The organism is Brucella tritici (genome assembly GCF_902825325.1).
Classification (GTDB): Bacteria; Pseudomonadota; Alphaproteobacteria; order Rhizobiales; family Rhizobiaceae; genus Brucella.
Window position 1 is genome coordinate 263,553 of the sequence record NZ_CADEAR010000001.1, and the last position, 15,208, is coordinate 278,760.

The window sequence follows — 15,208 nt, forward strand, 5'->3', positions numbered from 1 at the left end:
AACGAAAGTGCGAATATCCGCACATTTTTATTTTCAATGTGTGTGAAATAATGCACTATTGAAATAATGAATTCGAACTCTTCGAAAGAGGGCATCACTGCCCAATCCGATACTTCCAACCGCCGCACATGGGCGTTGTTTGGGCTGTTTTGGGTTGTGGTTTTCGCTTTTGCTTTGTGGATTGTCGGCGATTTTGCGCGGAACAAAGCCATCCTGACAATGCGTGAGCAGACAAGGATCGATGCTAATCTCAACATAGCATTACTGCGGGCAGTTCTCGATAAACAGCGCGCACTGCCTCTGGTCCTCTCAAAGGATAAGGCACTTGAAGCAGCGCTTCAGGACAAAACGTCAGCGACAATCAATCCTTTGAACGAGAAGCTGGAGACGCTGGCGCAAGGCACGCAGGCTGCCGTCATTTATCTTGTGGGCATGGATGGCATTGCCATTGCTGCAAGTAACTGGCGCGGACCAACAAGCTTCGTCGGCAACGACTACAAGTTCCGTCCCTATTTTCACGAGGCGCTGAAAAACGGAGATGCGGAGTATTTCGCACTCGGCAATGTCAGCAATCGCCCCGGCCTTTACATATCCCGTCGTATTGATGGGCCGAACGGACCGCTGGGCGTGATTGTCGTCAAGCTGGAATTCGACCGTCTGGAGAACGACTGGAACAATGCCGGACGACCGACATTCGTCACAGACGAGCGCAACATTGTTCTGATTACCAGCCTGTCGTCTTGGCGCTTCATGACCGTTGGTTCAATCGGTCAGGAACAACTCCAGTCCATCCGTGATAGCCTGCAGTTTGGTAACGCACCTCTCACCGCGCTGCCGCTAGCGGTTAAATCAATCGGCGGCGGCGATGTTCTTCTGATCGACGCACTGCTACCGGGCAACGCCCGCAATACCGAGTTTCTAGCCATTCGTTCAACCGTGCCTTCCACTCCATGGCAAATGTACAGTCTCGCTCCAATCCGCCCGCAAATTACCGCGGCCATGCGTGAAGCGCGTCTGTTTACCTTTATTGTTCTGGCAACAATTGCCACGGTTGCCGGACTTCTTTTGCGACGCAGGCAGAAAATCGCAGCACGCATTGCCGATGCCCAACGCAGACAAGCAGAGCTGGAAGAGCGCGTGGAGGAGCGCACCCGCGATCTCAGCTCGGCGCGTGACCGTCTGCAGGCCGAAATCAGTGACCATCGTCGCACCGAAACAATGCTGCAAGGCGTCCAGCAGGATCTTGTTCATGCCAACCGGCTTGCCATCATGGGCCAAGTTGCGGCTGGAGTAGCACATGAAATCAACCAGCCGGTTGCAACCATTCGAGCCTATGCTGATAATGCAAAAACCTTCATCGAACGGAAGCACCTCTCCGATGCAACCGAGAATCTCGATGAAATCGCGGCACTGACAGACCGTATCGGCACAATCACAGGTGACCTTAAAGCACTCGCCCGAAAGGGCCGCTCTCCTTCCGAGCCGACCTCGCTCAGCCAGGTCATTTCAGGCGCGCTGGTACTGTTACGAAGTCGGTTCTCCGGACGCATGGATCAGCTTGATATCGCGCTGCCGCCGTCCGAACTGCACGTGATAGGCCAGTCCCTCCGCCTTGAACAGGTTTTCATAAACCTATTCCAGAATGCGCTGGAAGCTGTTGATTTAAAAGAAAATGACGGACGAATAGAAGTTCGTACACAGGTGAATGACGATAAGGTCATCATCACGGTCTCCGACAATGGACCCGGTATGCCACAGCATATTCGCGACAATCTGTTTTCGCCATTCAACACATCGAAAGAAAAAGGACTCGGCCTCGGTCTTGTGATCGTCAAGGAGATCATCACCGACTATGGCGGAACCATATCTGCCGAAAGCAGCGCCGCAGGTACATCTTTCCGCATTGAATTGAGAAAAGCATGATGGACAAGTCCCCTTCCGTTATTCTCGTCGACGATGACAAGGCGCTGCGCCGCGCCACCCGTCAAACGCTTGAACTTGCCGGTTTTGGAGTTGCCGACTTTCCAAATGCATTGGATGCCTTGAACAACGTTACAACTGAGTATGACGGCATTGTCGTTACCGATATCCGTATGCCGCAGATCGATGGTCTCCAGTTCTTTGCGCGGATCAAGGCCATCGACCCTGATTTGCCGGTAATCCTGATCACCGGTCATGGGGATATTCCGATGGCCGTACAGGCCATTCAGGATGGTGCCTATGATTTCATTGCTAAGCCATTTGCGGCCGACCGGCTCGTGCACAGCATCCGCCGCGCATTGGAAAAGCGCCAGTTGATCTTGGAAAACCGCGCCCTGCGTGAAGCCGCCGAGAATGTGGAGGGAGATCTACCATTGATCGGCCGAACACCGGCGATAGAAAATCTGCGCCGAACCTTGCGCGATATCGCCGACACTGATGTCGATGTTCTCGTGGCTGGTGAAACCGGCAGTGGCAAGGAAGTCGTCGCACAATTGCTGCACAACTGGGGCTGCCGCCGCAAAGGCAATTTCGTGGCACTCAATTGTGGAGCCTTGCCCGAAACGGTGATTGAAAGTGAGCTGTTCGGTCATGAGGCCGGGGCCTTTACGGGTGCCCAGAAAAAGCGGCTCGGACGGATTGAACATGCAAGTGGTGGCACGCTGTTTCTCGATGAAATTGAAAGCATGCCCGCAGCGACACAGGTGAAGCTGCTGCGCGTCCTTGAGATGCGCGAAATCACACCACTCGGTACAAATGAGGTTCGCCCGGTCGACCTGCGGGTTGTAGCAGCAGCAAAGATAGACCTCGGCGACCCAACCCAAAGAGGCGATTTTCGTGAAGACCTCTATTACCGGCTGAATGTCGTCACGCTTTCCATCCCGCCGTTGAGAGAAAGGCGGGACGACATTCCGTTACTCTTCGCACATTTCCTGACGCGGGCGTCGAAACGCTTCAATCGCGATGTGCCGGCCATAGATGCAACCACGCACCGTTATCTTATGAGCCACAACTGGCCGGGAAATGTCCGCGAACTGGCGCATTTCGCCGACCGTGTGGCGCTTGGTGTTGCGAAACCGGCACATTCGCCGCAGCCAGCGATCAGTGATCAAGAGCCCCTCCCCAAAAGGCTCGAGCGCTACGAAGAAACGCTCATACGCGAAACGCTCGCCGCACATAATGGCAATGTTCAGGAAACAATTGAGGCGCTCGGTATTCCGCGAAAAACCTTTTACGATAAAATGCAGCGCCATGGCATCAATCGCGCGGACTACCGCGCCAATGATGATTGAAGTTCATCTGCCATTTGTCTGGGAGGACCACGATGACTTTGAAACTCTACCTTCACCCCTTTTCGTCATACTGCCAGAAAGCCATAACAGCCTTCTATGAAAAGGACATAGTTTTCGAAGCAAGAATGCTGGACGGCACGGAACCAGTGGCCAGCGAGTTCACCTCACTTTGGCCCTTCGGTAAATTTCCTGTGCTAACGGGCAATGGAAAACTGGTGTTTGAGGCGACGGGTATTATCGAATACCTAGAAGCCGCCTATCCGCATACCAGACGGCTGATCCCATCAGACCCGCTGGTCAGCGCGGACGTGAGAATGTGGGATCGCTTCTTTGATAATTACATAAACTACCCACAACAACGCCTCGTTTACATTGCACTTGGTCGTGAACATGACGACGGTGGTGACCGCTGGCGAGCGGCATTTGATACAGCCTACGCATTTCTAGATCTACACATGGAAGGACGCGAGTGGGTCTCGGGCGATGATTTCAGCCTCGCGGATTGTGCTGCCGCACCTTCCCTGCTTTATGCAGACTGGACCTATGCCATTCCCGAAAAATTCGCCAACGTTTGGGCCTATCGTAAACGCCTGCTTGCGCGACCCAGCTATGCCCGCGCGCTCGACGAAGCACGGCCTTTCCGTCACTTGTTTCCATTGGGAGCACCTGAAGAAGGCAGAGATTGATAGCCTACCGTGGCGAAGCGATCAGCTGACCCGAGGAGACGTGTTGCATGACTTCCATCGGAATGCCGTAGATTTCCTCAAGGCGGTCAGGCACCATGATACCCTTTGGGGTCGATTGCGCGATCAACCTGCCGCTGTGAAGCGCAAACACTTCATCGCAAAAACGCGCAGCCATATTTACGTCGTGCAACACGACAAAGACGCTCAGTTCCTTTTCGTGTGACAGCTTACGCACAAGTGAGAGAACTTCGATCTGGTGCGCGATATCAAGCGCCGATGTCGGTTCATCAAGCAAAAGGCATTCCGCATCTTGAGCAACCAGCATGGCCAGCCAGACACGTTGACGCTCACCGCCTGAAAGCGTGTCTACCAAACGGTCAGCGAAAGGGGCGATCCCGGTCAACTCAATGGCTTCTTCCACTTTCCTACGGTCGGCTTCTCCAAAACGACCAAGGGCGCCATGCCATGGGTAGCGTCCCAATGCCACGAGTTCCTTGACCAGAATGCCTGCGGCCGGCGCCGTCTGCTGCGGAAGATATGCGAGCTTTCGCGCAAATTCACGGTCGCCCCATTCACCAAGCGTCTTACCCGCAAAGCGTACAGTCCCGCCCGACGCAGGCTGCTGCCGCGCCAGGATTTTCAGAAGCGTCGACTTTCCGGAACCATTGTGCCCAATGAGTGCTGTCAGACTTCCTCCCGGTATGGACATCGTCAGCGGCTGCAACAGAGTGCGTCCGGCGACCGAAAAGGAAACATTTTCAAGTTCGAACAGGGCGGAGCTCATCAATCTCATTCCAGATTTGGTCAAGTCCAGATGTTTGTCCTGCAATAAAGCAGTTCATCAAAGGTTGATAGCAAAATATGAGAAAGATATACATGTTTTGAGAAACACCATCAGGAAGAAGAATTTGGGCTTCCATCCGCATATGAAAAGCCACATCGAGGACGTCAGCTTGCTGGACGATCTTCACTATCGCGTATGGAACGGCGCAATAGCTGATGTATGGTCGGTCGATTGCGGACCGGGCGCGCGCGGGGAATATGTCTCGGAAGCGCCGCGTCTTTTTCTTGTACTTGAAAGCCGAGGCGAACTGGCCATCTGCCCTGAACGGACCAACCGCACGCTAGCCGATATCCAGCCCCAGCAAAGGCTTTGCTACATCCCTGCGGGAATGACGATCTGGAGCCGGGTGACGCGCCCGGGAAAACTGAAGCATCTCGATCTGCATTTCGATGTTGCCAACCTGCAAAAACGTTTCGGCTACGCCTTAAGCAAGTGCAGCATTGAGAAGCCACGTCTGTTCTTTTCCAACCCGAAGATTGAACAGATCGGTTCTCTGCTGGCGGAAGAATGCCTTTCTAAAGCACCTATGCACGACCTTCATGGAGAGGGCCTGTTAACCGCGCTCGTCGCCGAACTGTTTGAAGCAAAACTGGAACAACGGCCGCGCAACAGCCAGCTTTCGCCGCGACAATTGCGTCGCGTGACGGAATTCATGGAAGACAATTATGCGCGCGTCATCCGCCTTCAGGAACTGGCGACGCTCGCGGGGCTGTCTGAATCTTATTTTTGCAGTGCCTTCAAGGCCTCGACAGGTATTTCACCCCACGCCTGGCAAATGCAGAAGCGCATCGATCGAGCACAGATGCTGCTTCTGCAACCAAGCGTTTCCCTGCCCCATATCGCAGCTCTAACCGGCTTCGCCGATCAGGCACATTTCACACGTGTTTTCAAGAAACTGACTGGTATCACGCCTGCCGCCTGGAGCAGGCAACAACTCCAGTAAATCCGAGCCGAATGATATTCGAAGGGCTTCATACATTAGCCAAAAATCATTCAACTGGTCGAAATAATGAACAATCTTCCAGCAATAACTTGATGTAAACACTCATATTAATTCGCAACATGTCACAGCTTTGACGTGTTTTGCGCACCCGGCCCGTGCCTTATTAGGCATCAACGCGCCGGGTCATATATGGGATTTCTCGAGGGGCTTGCACCGGATGACGACATCGATAAAGCAACATTTCCTGATCCTGCTGGGTAACGCAGCGTTTACAGCTTTGGCGCTCTCGGCAGCTAGTGCGCAAGAAACGAACAATGCAGTTCGTCTTGAGACAGTTGTCGTGCAGACAGGAAATGGCCGAAACGACGAGGGCGTTGCGCCGGTGACGGGCTTCGTGCCGACGAAAACTATAACAGGATCTAAGGATAGCGTTGCCATCGAAAAGATCCCACAATCTGTATCAGTCGTAGGTCGCGAACAGATGGATGCCGTCGGTGCGCAAAAACTGGACGAAGCACTCCGCTATACGCCCGGCGTGCTCGGGCAGCCTTTCGGCGTCGATAATGATACCGACTGGCTCTACATTCGCGGTTTCGAAGCCACCCAGTACGGCACTTATCTCGACGGTTTGCAGAACTTCAGCTACGGCTTCGGCGGCTTCCTGATCGATAGCTTCGGCATCGAGCGTATTGATGTTCTGCGTGGTGCGTCGTCTGCCCTTTATGGCGGCTCCAACCCTGGCGGCATCGTCAATTATATCAGCAAGCGCCCGACCGGCGAGCGGCTGCGTTATCTCGAAACGGGCATTAATAGCTACGGCAACGCCTATCTCGGCTTCGACATCGGAGACAAGGCCAGCGAAACGGTCAATTACCGATTGAACGGCAAGATTCAGGGCGGTGACAATTATACGGACTTCGCCAAGGAATTTCGCGGTGTCATCTCGCCGAGCATTGAATACAAGCCCGACGAAGCAACCAAGCTGACCATTCTCGGCAACTATACCCACCTCAATCTGACCCATGACGGCGGTGGCTTTCTTCCTTACTACGGCAGTGTTGTTCCGACCGAATTCGGCAGGATTTCGCGCAAAAGGAACTTCACCGAGCCCGACATCGACTCCTACGAGCGCGAACAGGCTTCCATTGGCTATGAGTTCGAACATCAGTTCGACAATGATTGGACCGTACGCCAGAATGTGCGCTACGGCTTCTCACACGTGAAAGAACACAGCCTCTATGCGTATGGTTATGAGGGTTTCCTGCCGCAGCCTGCACCGGGCAATCCGAATATCGCGCGCATCAACTTCAAGCACGATACGACGGTCAATACCTTCCTTGCCGACAATCAACTTGAAGGAACGGTCGATACTGGCGCGCTGACGCATAACCTTCTGTTTGGTATCGAGTACCGTTATTTCCGAATTGACCAGATGCAACAGACTGGCGGAGCGACCGTTATCGACGGCTTCAATCCTGTCTACGGTGAACCGCAGGGACCAATGTTCGATCCTTATATCGATCAGGATTTGCGGCGCCACCAGATCGGCATTTATGCTCAGGATCGCATGGAATTCGGCGACGGTTGGATCGCGACCTTCAACGGCCGTTACGACTATGTCAAAACCGATGCGACGGGATTGCCAAGCTACGAGTATAACAAAGGCAAGGCCTCTGGGCGTGCAGGCCTCGGCTATGAATTCGACAATGGCATAACGCCTTATGTCAGTGTCGCGACCTTCTTCAATCCGATCATCGAAACGCTGGCAGACGGCAGCTACGCTCAACCAGAGACCGGAGCACAGTATGAAGTGGGCCTCAAATACCGTCCAGAACTTTTCGATGGCTTGATTACCGCTTCGCTGTTCGACCTGACCAAGGAAAATGCCCTCACCGGCTCCAGTTTCGCGCGCGAACAGCTGGGCAAGGTCAACTCTCGCGGTTTCGAGCTCGAGGTTCAGGCCAACCTCACCGACGAATGGAAAGTGACCGCTGCGGTTACCGCCTATGATCTGAAAATCAAGGAAAACGACAGCAATCCCGATATCATCGGAAATCGCCCCTATCTCCTGCCAGAACAGCAGGCCTCCGTTTTTGTCCAGTACAAAGTACCGGATGGTACACTTCAAGGCGTAACCCTTGGCGGCGGTGTGCGCTATCTCGGCTCGTCATATGCTGATGAACAAAACACCCTCAAGGTACCAATGGTGACGCTTGCCGACCTGAAGCTTGGTTACCAAAAAGACAATTGGGGCGTCGACTTGAACGTCACCAATCTGTTCGACAAAAACTATGTGGCGGGATGTCAGGGCATTTATGTTTGTGGCTATGGTGAAGGACGCAAGGCGCTCTTGAAAATTCACACCAAGTGGTGATCTTAAAGCGCAATATCAAAGGGTGTTGCAACTACGGCAGCACTCTTTGGGAATTGTCTATAGGGATTGCATGAACTCGTGTAGGACCACAGCCTGATTATGCTCTTCGTCCTTTGCGCCGTATAACAGCGTCAGCCGCCCACCTCTTGCCTTGGCTTCGGCGATCAAATCCTCCAGTGCTGGTTTATGACCTTCCAGCTCTCGGCGGTATTTTTTCTGGAAATCATTCCATTTCACCGGATCATGGCCGAACCATTTGCGAAGATCCGTCGATGGTGCGACATCCTTGGCCCAAAGATCTATATCCGCCTTTTCCTTCGTCATGCCACGCGGCCAGACGCGATCCACGAGGACCCGATAGCCGTCATCCGGCGAAGGAGCTTCATAAATCCGCTTCAAGTCAATTGTCGTCATTAGGAATGGCTCCTCAATATCCTGCCGACAGATATGGCGGGGAAAACGCATTCGACAAGTCGACACAATCTGGCTCACAAAATAAAAAGGCCGCTGCAGACTGGACATTTCATGTCCGGCAAGCAACGGCCTTTGATGGCGAAAACCGGACTGCGAGGGAGCCGCCGGTTTTCGCGCGAAACGGAAAACTTAATACTTCTTGGCCGGAGCGGCCTTCTTATGCGACTTCTTTGTAGTGTGATGCTTCTTGTGAGCCGAAGCCTTCTTCGCATGATGCTTGGTGGTTGTCATGTGGGTTGCAGCAGCCGGAGCAGCGTTAGCAGCGCTTGCCGTCAGGACAGGAGCGGACAGGCCCAGAACGACAGCCATGCCAAGAGCAGAAATAAGGGACTTCTTCATTTTCCGGTTCCTCAATTGGGTTTTCCGTTCGGGGTCTTCCCCGCCGGAGGTAAAGCAGTTTCCTGTCCGCCTGTGTCGGCCATGTCAGGTTTGACCCCTAGAAGCTTGAGGGCCTCGGCATAGGCTCGCAGGCCCTGTGCCTCTCTTCTGCTCGCGCAGAATTTCATCCCCCTCTTCTGCAAGGTCTCCGCCTGGCGAGCCTGCCGAGTTTCGACACGACCGGAAAGTGCGGTTTGCAGTTGATGCTGAAGCCTGTCACACCGTTCGCTGCGTGTTACGAGTTGTGCCGCCATTGCTCCGTTGGGAAGCGGACAGGACAGCAGACCCGCTAGACAAAGTGTTGAAAGAAACGCTTTCGCAGATGTTTTCGATATAAAAATCGAGTTGAACATACGAATTCGATCTTTCATTGGGCTTCAGTTTCTTCAGCGAGACCGTTATTGCACGCCTTGTTTGCGCTTGTTTTTCGCGTCTGTTGCAATTTGTTTCTGAATTGTAGCGCCATGCAAATGCCGGTTGAAAACCGAAGCTTGAGGCTTTTTATCGTCGTAATCCGGGCGCTACTATCACAAGACTCATAGCTACTATGGAAGCTGCAAATTGAAAGAAGACGCCCACGTTCTGATTGTCGATGACGATAAGGATATACGTGACCTTCTGCACGAATTTCTCAAGCGCCGCGGCATGCGCGTTTCCATCGCCCAGAACGGCGAGGAGATGCATGATGTAATGAGCCGCACGGCCATCGATCTGATCATTCTGGACGTTATGCTTCCCGGCAAAAGCGGCATCGAAATATGTCAGGATATCCGCCGTCATTCGCGTGTTCCGATCATCATGTTGACGGCAATTGCCGATGCGGCCGACAAGATACTGGGCCTTGAAATCGGCGCTGATGACTATCTGGCAAAGCCGTTCGATCCGCGCGAGCTCCTCGCCCGTATCCGCGCTGTGCTCAGGCGCCTGGAAAACAGCCGTGGTCCCAGCCGCCCCGTCACACACAGCTACCGCTTCGCTGGCTGGACACTCGACTGCGCGCGCAGGCGTCTTACGTCTCCGTCCGACGTGCGCGTCGAACTGACCACGGCAGAGTTCAATCTGCTTGAAGCTTTCGCCAAAAGTTCGCAACACATCCTTAGCCGTGATCAGCTGATGGAACTGGCCGGAAATCAGGCTGTTTACGGCTATGATCGAAGCGTTGACATCCTAATCAGTCGACTGCGACGCAAATTGAATGACGATCCTCGCTCCCCCAAACTGATCCTCACCATTCGCGGCGGCGGCTACCAGTTCGGCCATGAGGTCGAAATGGAATGAGGTTTCCCTTTCCTCGTTCCCTGCCAAGCTGGCTTCTCACAATTCTGATCAGCGGCCTCCTGATTACACAGATTGCTACGCTCTGGATTGTTTCGCAGGATCGCAAGGATGCGAACAATGCGCTGGAGCTGTTCCGTCTCAGCGAAAGAGCGACGGCCCTCGTCAAACTGCTTAGCTCAACACCAGTCAGCGACTGGAACAGTCTTGCCACTCGCCTGACAACTTCCGGTCAGGGCATCACGATCACGACACAACCCGATGTGTCGACTGTGCTGGCTAGTGAAGATGACCTCGCTGAGCTCGAAGACGTCCTTGTCGCGCGTCTGGCACGCTATGGCGTTATCGACGCCCGTATATGCCGCGATAAAATTACACATGGATTCCGTGCCGCTTCGACACAGACCACTGACAACGGTGATATCGGCGATGTCGAAAAGCAGATCAACGATCTTGCAGCAACGACAAACTTGAGCGCCAGCCTGACCACTTCACTGCAGTTCGGCGACGGACGCTGGATGAACTTCACTACAAGGATCACCCCGGCCGATCCGATCATCACGACCGAAACCATCCCTCTGTTTGCGCTTGTAGCGCTTAGCGTGGTTCTCGTGGCAATATGGGCGACCCGCCGTCTGACAGCACCCTATCGGGTGCTCGAACGCGCCGTGCACCGGATTGGTGGCGACTTGAAAAGCGCGCCACTGCCTGAAGACGGAAGCCGTGAATATAAAGCTGCCGCGCAAGCCGTGAACACGATGCAATCGAAGCTACTTGATTATGTTGCTGAACGTGAACAGCTTGCGGCCGCCCTTGCGCATGACCTGCGCACTCCGCTCACACGCATCCGGCTTCGCCTGGCACTGGTCGAAGATGAAGCTCTGGCAAAGTCACTCGCCAAAGATCTCAATGATATTGAGGCGATCTCGCGCTCGGTAATCGACTTTGCAGCATCCGAACTTGCCAATGAAAAGAAGGAGAAAATCGATCTCTGGTCGCTTCTCCTGTCCATTGCCGACAATTACCCGCAGGCAACGCTGGATGAGAGAAATTCCGACGGACTGGACGCTGTAGCCTACTGCCAGCCTATCTCGATCCAGCGCTGCATCACCAATCTGATTGATAATGCGTTTGCTTATGGTGGCAATGCCAAACTCTCGCTTCGGCAAGACCGTAACGAGCTCGTGTTACTTGTGAAGGATAATGGTCCGGGTATTCCTGAGAACCAAATCAAGGAAATGTTCAAGCCCTTCAACCGGGCAGACAAATCCAGAAATCGGGACTCCGGCGGCTTCGGTCTCGGATTGACTATCGCCCGCAACGTGGCGCATGCCAATGCTGGTGAAATCTTTTTAAAAAACGATCCATCAGGTGGACTGGTCGCCGAGCTGCATCTACCGGCCTGGCGGGAATAGTCCCCGGAAGATATGCCTCCGGGGACAATGGTTCAAGCAAAGACGGTGTCGATCGCCTTTTTTGTAGCTGCAACAACCTTGTCTGCCTCCTCAGGCGTAAGGCAAAGTGGCGGCGCAAATCCCAGAATATCGCCTTCCGGCATGGCGCGTCCGATCACTCCATTGACCAGCAGCGCCGTTGAAACCTGCGCGCCGATCTTCAGCGACGGATCGAAGAACTTGCGGTCGTCTCGATCTTCCACGAATTCGATCGCCGCCATCAGGCCCTCGCCACGAATTTCGCCGACGTGCTTATGATCGCCGAGAGCATCCAGCAATGCCTTGCGGAAATAGACGCCTGTGGAACCGGCATTTTCAACGAGCTTCAATTCGTCGATGAGCTTGAGATTGGCGACGCCCGCCGCAGCGCAGATCGGATGGGCGGAATAGGTCCAGCCATGGCCGATTGGTCCCATCTTGTCCGATCCTTGAACCAGCACCTGCCACATCCGGTCCGATACAATCGAACCGGAAAGTGGTGCATAGGCCGAAGTCAGTCCCTTGGCGACGGTGATCAGATCGGGTTTCATGCCGTAGTGGTCGGAACCGAACATGCTGCCAAGACGGCCGAAGCCGGTAACGACCTCGTCTGCAACAAGCAGAATATCGTAGCGGTCAAGAACGGTTTGAATTTTCTGCCAATAGCCAGCGGGTGGCGGGACGATACCTCCGGTGCCCAGAACAGGCTCACCGATGAAAGCCGCGATTGTATCCGGGCCTTCTGCAAGGATCATTTCCTCAAGCTTGTCGGCGCAATGTTGCGAGAACTGCTCTTCACTCATAGAGCGATCCGCACGGCGGAAATAATACGGCGATTCCGTATGCAGGATTGGCGCGCGAGGCAGATCAAATGCATTATGGAAGGTCGCAAGACCGGTCATGCTGCCCGTCATCACGCCTGATCCGTGATATCCGCGCCAACGCGAGATAATCTTCTTCTTTTCCGGGCGGCCCAGAATATTGTTGTAATACCAGATGAGCTTGATGTTGGTTTCGTTCGCATCCGAGCCAGATAAACCGAAGTAAACGCGGCTCATATGCTCTGGTGCGCGGTCGATGATCATCTTGGCGAGCGTGATCGACACTTCCGTGCCATGACCGACATAAGCGTGATAATAGGCAAGTTTGCGCGCCTGCTCCGCAATTGCATCGGCGATTTCCGTCCGGCCATAACCAACATTGACGCAATAGAGGCCTGCGAAGGCATCAAGGCTCTTGCGACCGTTCACATCGGCAATATAAACGCCCTCGCCGCCTTCCAGCACACGCGTCGGTGTTTCGCCCCGCGCATGCATGCCCATATGAGTGGAGGGATGAAAGAAATGATCCCGGTCCCAGGCGGTGAGTTCATTGCTATTGTTCAACATAGTTATGTTCCTTTCCTGTCGCTACGCTTTCACGCGGCGGTGTCAATGCAGAGATATTTGAGTTCGGTGAAGGCCTCGAGGCCCTGATGGGAGCCTTCGCGGCCAAGACCGGATTGTTTCCAACCTCCGAAAGGGATCGGTGCGCCCGTGATCTTCGCGCGGTTAATCGCTACCATTCCGTATTCGAGCGCACGGCCCATACGGAGCTGTCGGGCGCCGTTTGTCGTTACGACATAGGCAACGAGGCCGTATTGTGTGGCATTGGCACGCTCGACGACTTCATCCTCATCGTCAAATGCCGTGACGGCGGCAACTGGTCCGAATGTCTCTTCGTGCATGATCGCAGCATCATCCGGCACATCGACCAGCAGAGTCGGCTCAAAGAAAAGCCCAGCTTCCCCGCTCCGGTTACCGCCCACGACGATCCTGCTGCCCCGTTGCTGAGCATCCCGCACATGTTCTTCGACCTTTTCGACCGCCCGACTATGCATCAGAGGACCGATGTCAGATGCCGGATCGAGCCCGTTACCGAGCTTCAGCGCCGCAATGCGCGCTGCAAACACCTCGGTGAAGGCTTTCAAAATTCCGCGCTGGACAAAGATGCGGTTCGCAGCAAGGCAATCCTGACCGGATGTCGCGAACTTGGCAGCCAAGGCAACTTCTACCGCCCGCTCGATATCGGCATCATCGAAGATGATTAACGGTGCATGGCCGCCGAGCTCCATGACAAGCCGTTTCAACGTGTTTGCGCTTTTGGTGGCAATCAGCTTGCCGATGTCCGTTGAACCGGTGAAGCTCAGCCCCCGCACGCGCTCATCACGGCACAATACATCAACGATGGGCGCAGCCTTGCCTGCCACAACATTGAATATGCCGGCAGGCATTCCGGCACGTTCGGCCAGTTCGGCCAAGGCAAGCGCGGAAAGCGGTGTTTCTGAAGACGGATGCACGACCACCGGGCAACCGGCGGCAATAGCTGCAGCCGCCTTGCGTGTAATCATGGCATGCGGAAAATTCCAAGGGGTAACAAGCGCGACAACGCCCAGCGCCTCACGGCGCACAAGCATTTCTGCATTCGCGAGATGGCTCGCTATGGTTTCGCCATTGAGCCGTTTCGCTTCTTCAGCAAACCACTCGATGAAAGATGCGCCATAATCGATCTCGCCGCACGATTCAGCCAGCGGCTTGCCCTGCTCCAGCGTCATCAGCAATGCTAAATCTTCGCGATTTGCCGTGACCAGCTCGAACCACCGCCGTAAGACTGCCGATCGTTCCTGGGGTAGCTTATCACGCCAAGCTGGAAACGCCTTTACTGCGGCATCGATCGCGAGCGTCGTCTCCGCTTCGCCAAGACTTGCCACACGAGCAAGCCGCTGACCGGTTGCAGGATCGAGAACGGGGAAGGTTTCTGCCTTTTCTCCTGCTACCCAACGCCCATCTAAATAACCCAGTTCGCGAAAAAGATGTTTGTCGCGAAGCTTGCAAAGCCCGTCATGTTGTATCGGATGATCCAGAACGGCATTCATTGTTCTTCTCCCAATTCAGGAAGAAGTTTGTCACAGGATGGCTCCGGATTCGGACCAAAGACATCTCACCGAACATATAAATTGGACTAAATTTAAAAGCCAGACAGCCTGTTTAGGCTAGCCCGTGACTTCATTGAATAGCGACAAAGGCGCACTCGCCTTCTCGTCCTTGACCAGTTTTGTCACGATATAGGTGAAATAGCGCTCAATACCGATGTTCTGATCCAAAAGGCGGTCAATCAGGCGCTGATAACCGTCAATATCGCCTGCGACGATCATCAGAAAATAATCCACACCACCACCAACCGACCAGCAGGACACGATTTCGGGTACGGCTGTGATCGCTCTCTCGAACCGGTCGAAATCGCCTTGACGATGATTGCCCAGGGTGATCTGCACAATAACATGCGCAATCGGTGCTATTTTTCGATAGGCGATGCGCGCGTGATAGCCGGTCACGATGCCCGCCTCTTCCAGCTTGCGCAGTCGCAGCCAGCAAGGTGTCGCAGAAAGTCCAACCTTCTCCGCCAAGGCAAGCTTTGTGATCCGCGCATTCTCCTGAACGGCTTCGAGAATGCGCAAATCGACGGCGTCGAGCTTCAAGGCGGCTTTCAT

The 15,208-nt window shown here is 54.2% G+C and carries 14 protein-coding genes; 7 read left to right on the plus strand and 7 right to left on the minus strand.

Annotated elements, in window-relative coordinates; translation table 11 throughout:
* Positions 1 to 66: 66 nt before the first annotated feature.
* Genes HWX93_RS01220 through HWX93_RS01230 form a run of 3 tightly spaced genes read left to right on the plus strand, consistent with a single transcriptional unit; the run spans position 67 to position 3,958 of the window.
* Positions 67 to 1,923, plus strand: coding sequence for a sensor histidine kinase (locus HWX93_RS01220; RefSeq protein ID WP_176036194.1), 1,857 nt, complete (start codon positions 67 to 69; stop codon positions 1,921 to 1,923).
* Positions 1,923 to 3,272, plus strand: a complete 1,350-nt coding sequence (locus HWX93_RS01225; RefSeq protein WP_176036355.1) for a sigma-54-dependent transcriptional regulator — start codon at positions 1,923 to 1,925, stop codon at positions 3,270 to 3,272. Before HWX93_RS01220 ends, HWX93_RS01225 begins: the two co-directional genes overlap by 1 nt.
* A gap of 32 nt (positions 3,273 to 3,304) precedes the next feature.
* Positions 3,305 to 3,958: a glutathione S-transferase family protein gene (locus HWX93_RS01230; protein WP_176036195.1), complete on the plus strand. Its 654-nt coding sequence runs from the start codon at positions 3,305 to 3,307 to the stop codon at positions 3,956 to 3,958.
* A 4-nt stretch (positions 3,959 to 3,962) separates the two neighbouring features.
* Here the strand turns inward: HWX93_RS01230 and HWX93_RS01235 are convergent, their stop codons facing one another.
* On the minus strand, positions 3,963 to 4,742 hold the full coding sequence (locus HWX93_RS01235; protein WP_176036196.1) for an ATP-binding cassette domain-containing protein: 780 nt from the start codon (positions 4,740 to 4,742) through the stop codon (positions 3,963 to 3,965).
* Between HWX93_RS01235 and HWX93_RS01240 the strand changes: the two genes are divergently transcribed.
* Both HWX93_RS01240 and HWX93_RS01245 read left to right on the plus strand, forming a co-directional pair.
* Positions 4,660 to 5,745: a helix-turn-helix domain-containing protein gene (locus HWX93_RS01240; protein WP_235969040.1), complete on the plus strand. Its 1,086-nt coding sequence runs from the start codon at positions 4,660 to 4,662 to the stop codon at positions 5,743 to 5,745. The genes HWX93_RS01235 and HWX93_RS01240 overlap by 83 nt on opposite strands.
* 217 nt (positions 5,746 to 5,962) lie before the next feature.
* Complete coding sequence (locus HWX93_RS01245) at positions 5,963 to 8,119, plus strand: TonB-dependent siderophore receptor (RefSeq protein WP_176036197.1); 2,157 nt, start codon at positions 5,963 to 5,965, stop codon at positions 8,117 to 8,119.
* A 57-nt stretch (positions 8,120 to 8,176) separates the two neighbouring features.
* Here the strand turns inward: HWX93_RS01245 and HWX93_RS01250 are convergent, their stop codons facing one another.
* The 3 genes from HWX93_RS01250 to HWX93_RS01260 form a co-directional block, all read right to left on the minus strand.
* Positions 8,177 to 8,533 (minus strand): DUF488 domain-containing protein, encoded by a 357-nt coding sequence (locus HWX93_RS01250; RefSeq protein ID WP_176036198.1) that lies wholly within the window; start codon positions 8,531 to 8,533, stop codon positions 8,177 to 8,179.
* Positions 8,534 to 8,722: 189 nt separating this feature from the next.
* Positions 8,723 to 8,932, minus strand: a complete 210-nt coding sequence (locus HWX93_RS01255) for a hypothetical protein (protein ID WP_210205213.1) — start codon at positions 8,930 to 8,932, stop codon at positions 8,723 to 8,725.
* Positions 8,933 to 8,943: 11 nt separating this feature from the next.
* On the minus strand, positions 8,944 to 9,342 hold the full coding sequence (locus tag HWX93_RS01260; protein WP_235969041.1) for a hypothetical protein: 399 nt from the start codon (positions 9,340 to 9,342) through the stop codon (positions 8,944 to 8,946).
* A 190-nt stretch (positions 9,343 to 9,532) separates the two neighbouring features.
* Here HWX93_RS01260 and HWX93_RS01265 point away from each other — a divergent pair, with 190 nt between their 5' ends.
* Positions 9,533 to 10,249, plus strand: a complete 717-nt coding sequence (locus HWX93_RS01265; protein ID WP_109989280.1) for a response regulator — start codon at positions 9,533 to 9,535, stop codon at positions 10,247 to 10,249.
* A complete protein-coding gene (locus HWX93_RS01270; protein ID WP_176036199.1) occupies positions 10,246 to 11,661 on the plus strand; it encodes an ATP-binding protein in 1,416 nt (471 codons plus the stop codon). Before HWX93_RS01265 ends, HWX93_RS01270 begins: the two co-directional genes overlap by 4 nt.
* Positions 11,662 to 11,693: 32 nt before the next feature.
* Here the strand turns inward: HWX93_RS01270 and HWX93_RS01275 are convergent, their stop codons facing one another.
* The 3 genes from HWX93_RS01275 to HWX93_RS01285 all read right to left on the minus strand — a co-directional run bounded on the left by HWX93_RS01275 (position 11,694) and on the right by HWX93_RS01285 (position 15,196).
* Complete coding sequence (locus HWX93_RS01275; protein ID WP_176036200.1) at positions 11,694 to 13,067, minus strand: aspartate aminotransferase family protein; 1,374 nt, start codon at positions 13,065 to 13,067, stop codon at positions 11,694 to 11,696.
* Positions 13,068 to 13,096: 29 nt separating this feature from the next.
* The gene (locus tag HWX93_RS01280) at positions 13,097 to 14,593 is read right to left on the minus strand and encodes an NAD-dependent succinate-semialdehyde dehydrogenase (protein ID WP_176036201.1); all 1,497 of its coding nucleotides are present in this window, start codon (positions 14,591 to 14,593) and stop codon (positions 13,097 to 13,099) included.
* Positions 14,594 to 14,710: 117 nt separating this feature from the next.
* Positions 14,711 to 15,196 carry an Lrp/AsnC family transcriptional regulator gene (locus HWX93_RS01285; protein WP_176036358.1) on the minus strand — a complete coding sequence of 162 codons (486 nt, stop codon included), beginning with the start codon at positions 15,194 to 15,196 and terminating at the stop codon, positions 14,711 to 14,713.
* Positions 15,197 to 15,208 lie beyond the last annotated feature (12 nt).

Excerpts from the sequence above, each read along its gene's own strand:
- HWX93_RS01220 (WP_176036194.1), top strand. The coding sequence starts at position 67 with ATGAATTCGAACTCTTCGAAAGAGGGCATCACTGCCCAATCCGATACT.
- HWX93_RS01225 (WP_176036355.1), top strand. The coding sequence starts at position 1,923 with ATGGACAAGTCCCCTTCCGTTATTCTCGTCGACGATGACAAGGCGCTG.
- HWX93_RS01230 (WP_176036195.1), top strand. The coding sequence starts at position 3,305 with ATGACTTTGAAACTCTACCTTCACCCCTTTTCGTCATACTGCCAGAAA.
- HWX93_RS01240 (WP_235969040.1), top strand. The coding sequence starts at position 4,660 with ATGGACATCGTCAGCGGCTGCAACAGAGTGCGTCCGGCGACCGAAAAG.
- HWX93_RS01235 (WP_176036196.1), bottom strand. The coding sequence starts at position 4,742 with ATGAGCTCCGCCCTGTTCGAACTTGAAAATGTTTCCTTTTCGGTCGCC.
- HWX93_RS01245 (WP_176036197.1), top strand. The coding sequence starts at position 5,963 with ATGACGACATCGATAAAGCAACATTTCCTGATCCTGCTGGGTAACGCA.
- HWX93_RS01250 (WP_176036198.1), bottom strand. The coding sequence starts at position 8,533 with ATGACGACAATTGACTTGAAGCGGATTTATGAAGCTCCTTCGCCGGAT.
- HWX93_RS01255 (WP_210205213.1), bottom strand. The coding sequence starts at position 8,932 with ATGAAGAAGTCCCTTATTTCTGCTCTTGGCATGGCTGTCGTTCTGGGC.
- HWX93_RS01260 (WP_235969041.1), bottom strand. The coding sequence starts at position 9,342 with ATGAAAGATCGAATTCGTATGTTCAACTCGATTTTTATATCGAAAACA.
- HWX93_RS01270 (WP_176036199.1), top strand. The coding sequence starts at position 10,246 with ATGAGGTTTCCCTTTCCTCGTTCCCTGCCAAGCTGGCTTCTCACAATT.
- HWX93_RS01275 (WP_176036200.1), bottom strand. The coding sequence starts at position 13,067 with ATGTTGAACAATAGCAATGAACTCACCGCCTGGGACCGGGATCATTTC.
- HWX93_RS01280 (WP_176036201.1), bottom strand. The coding sequence starts at position 14,593 with ATGAATGCCGTTCTGGATCATCCGATACAACATGACGGGCTTTGCAAG.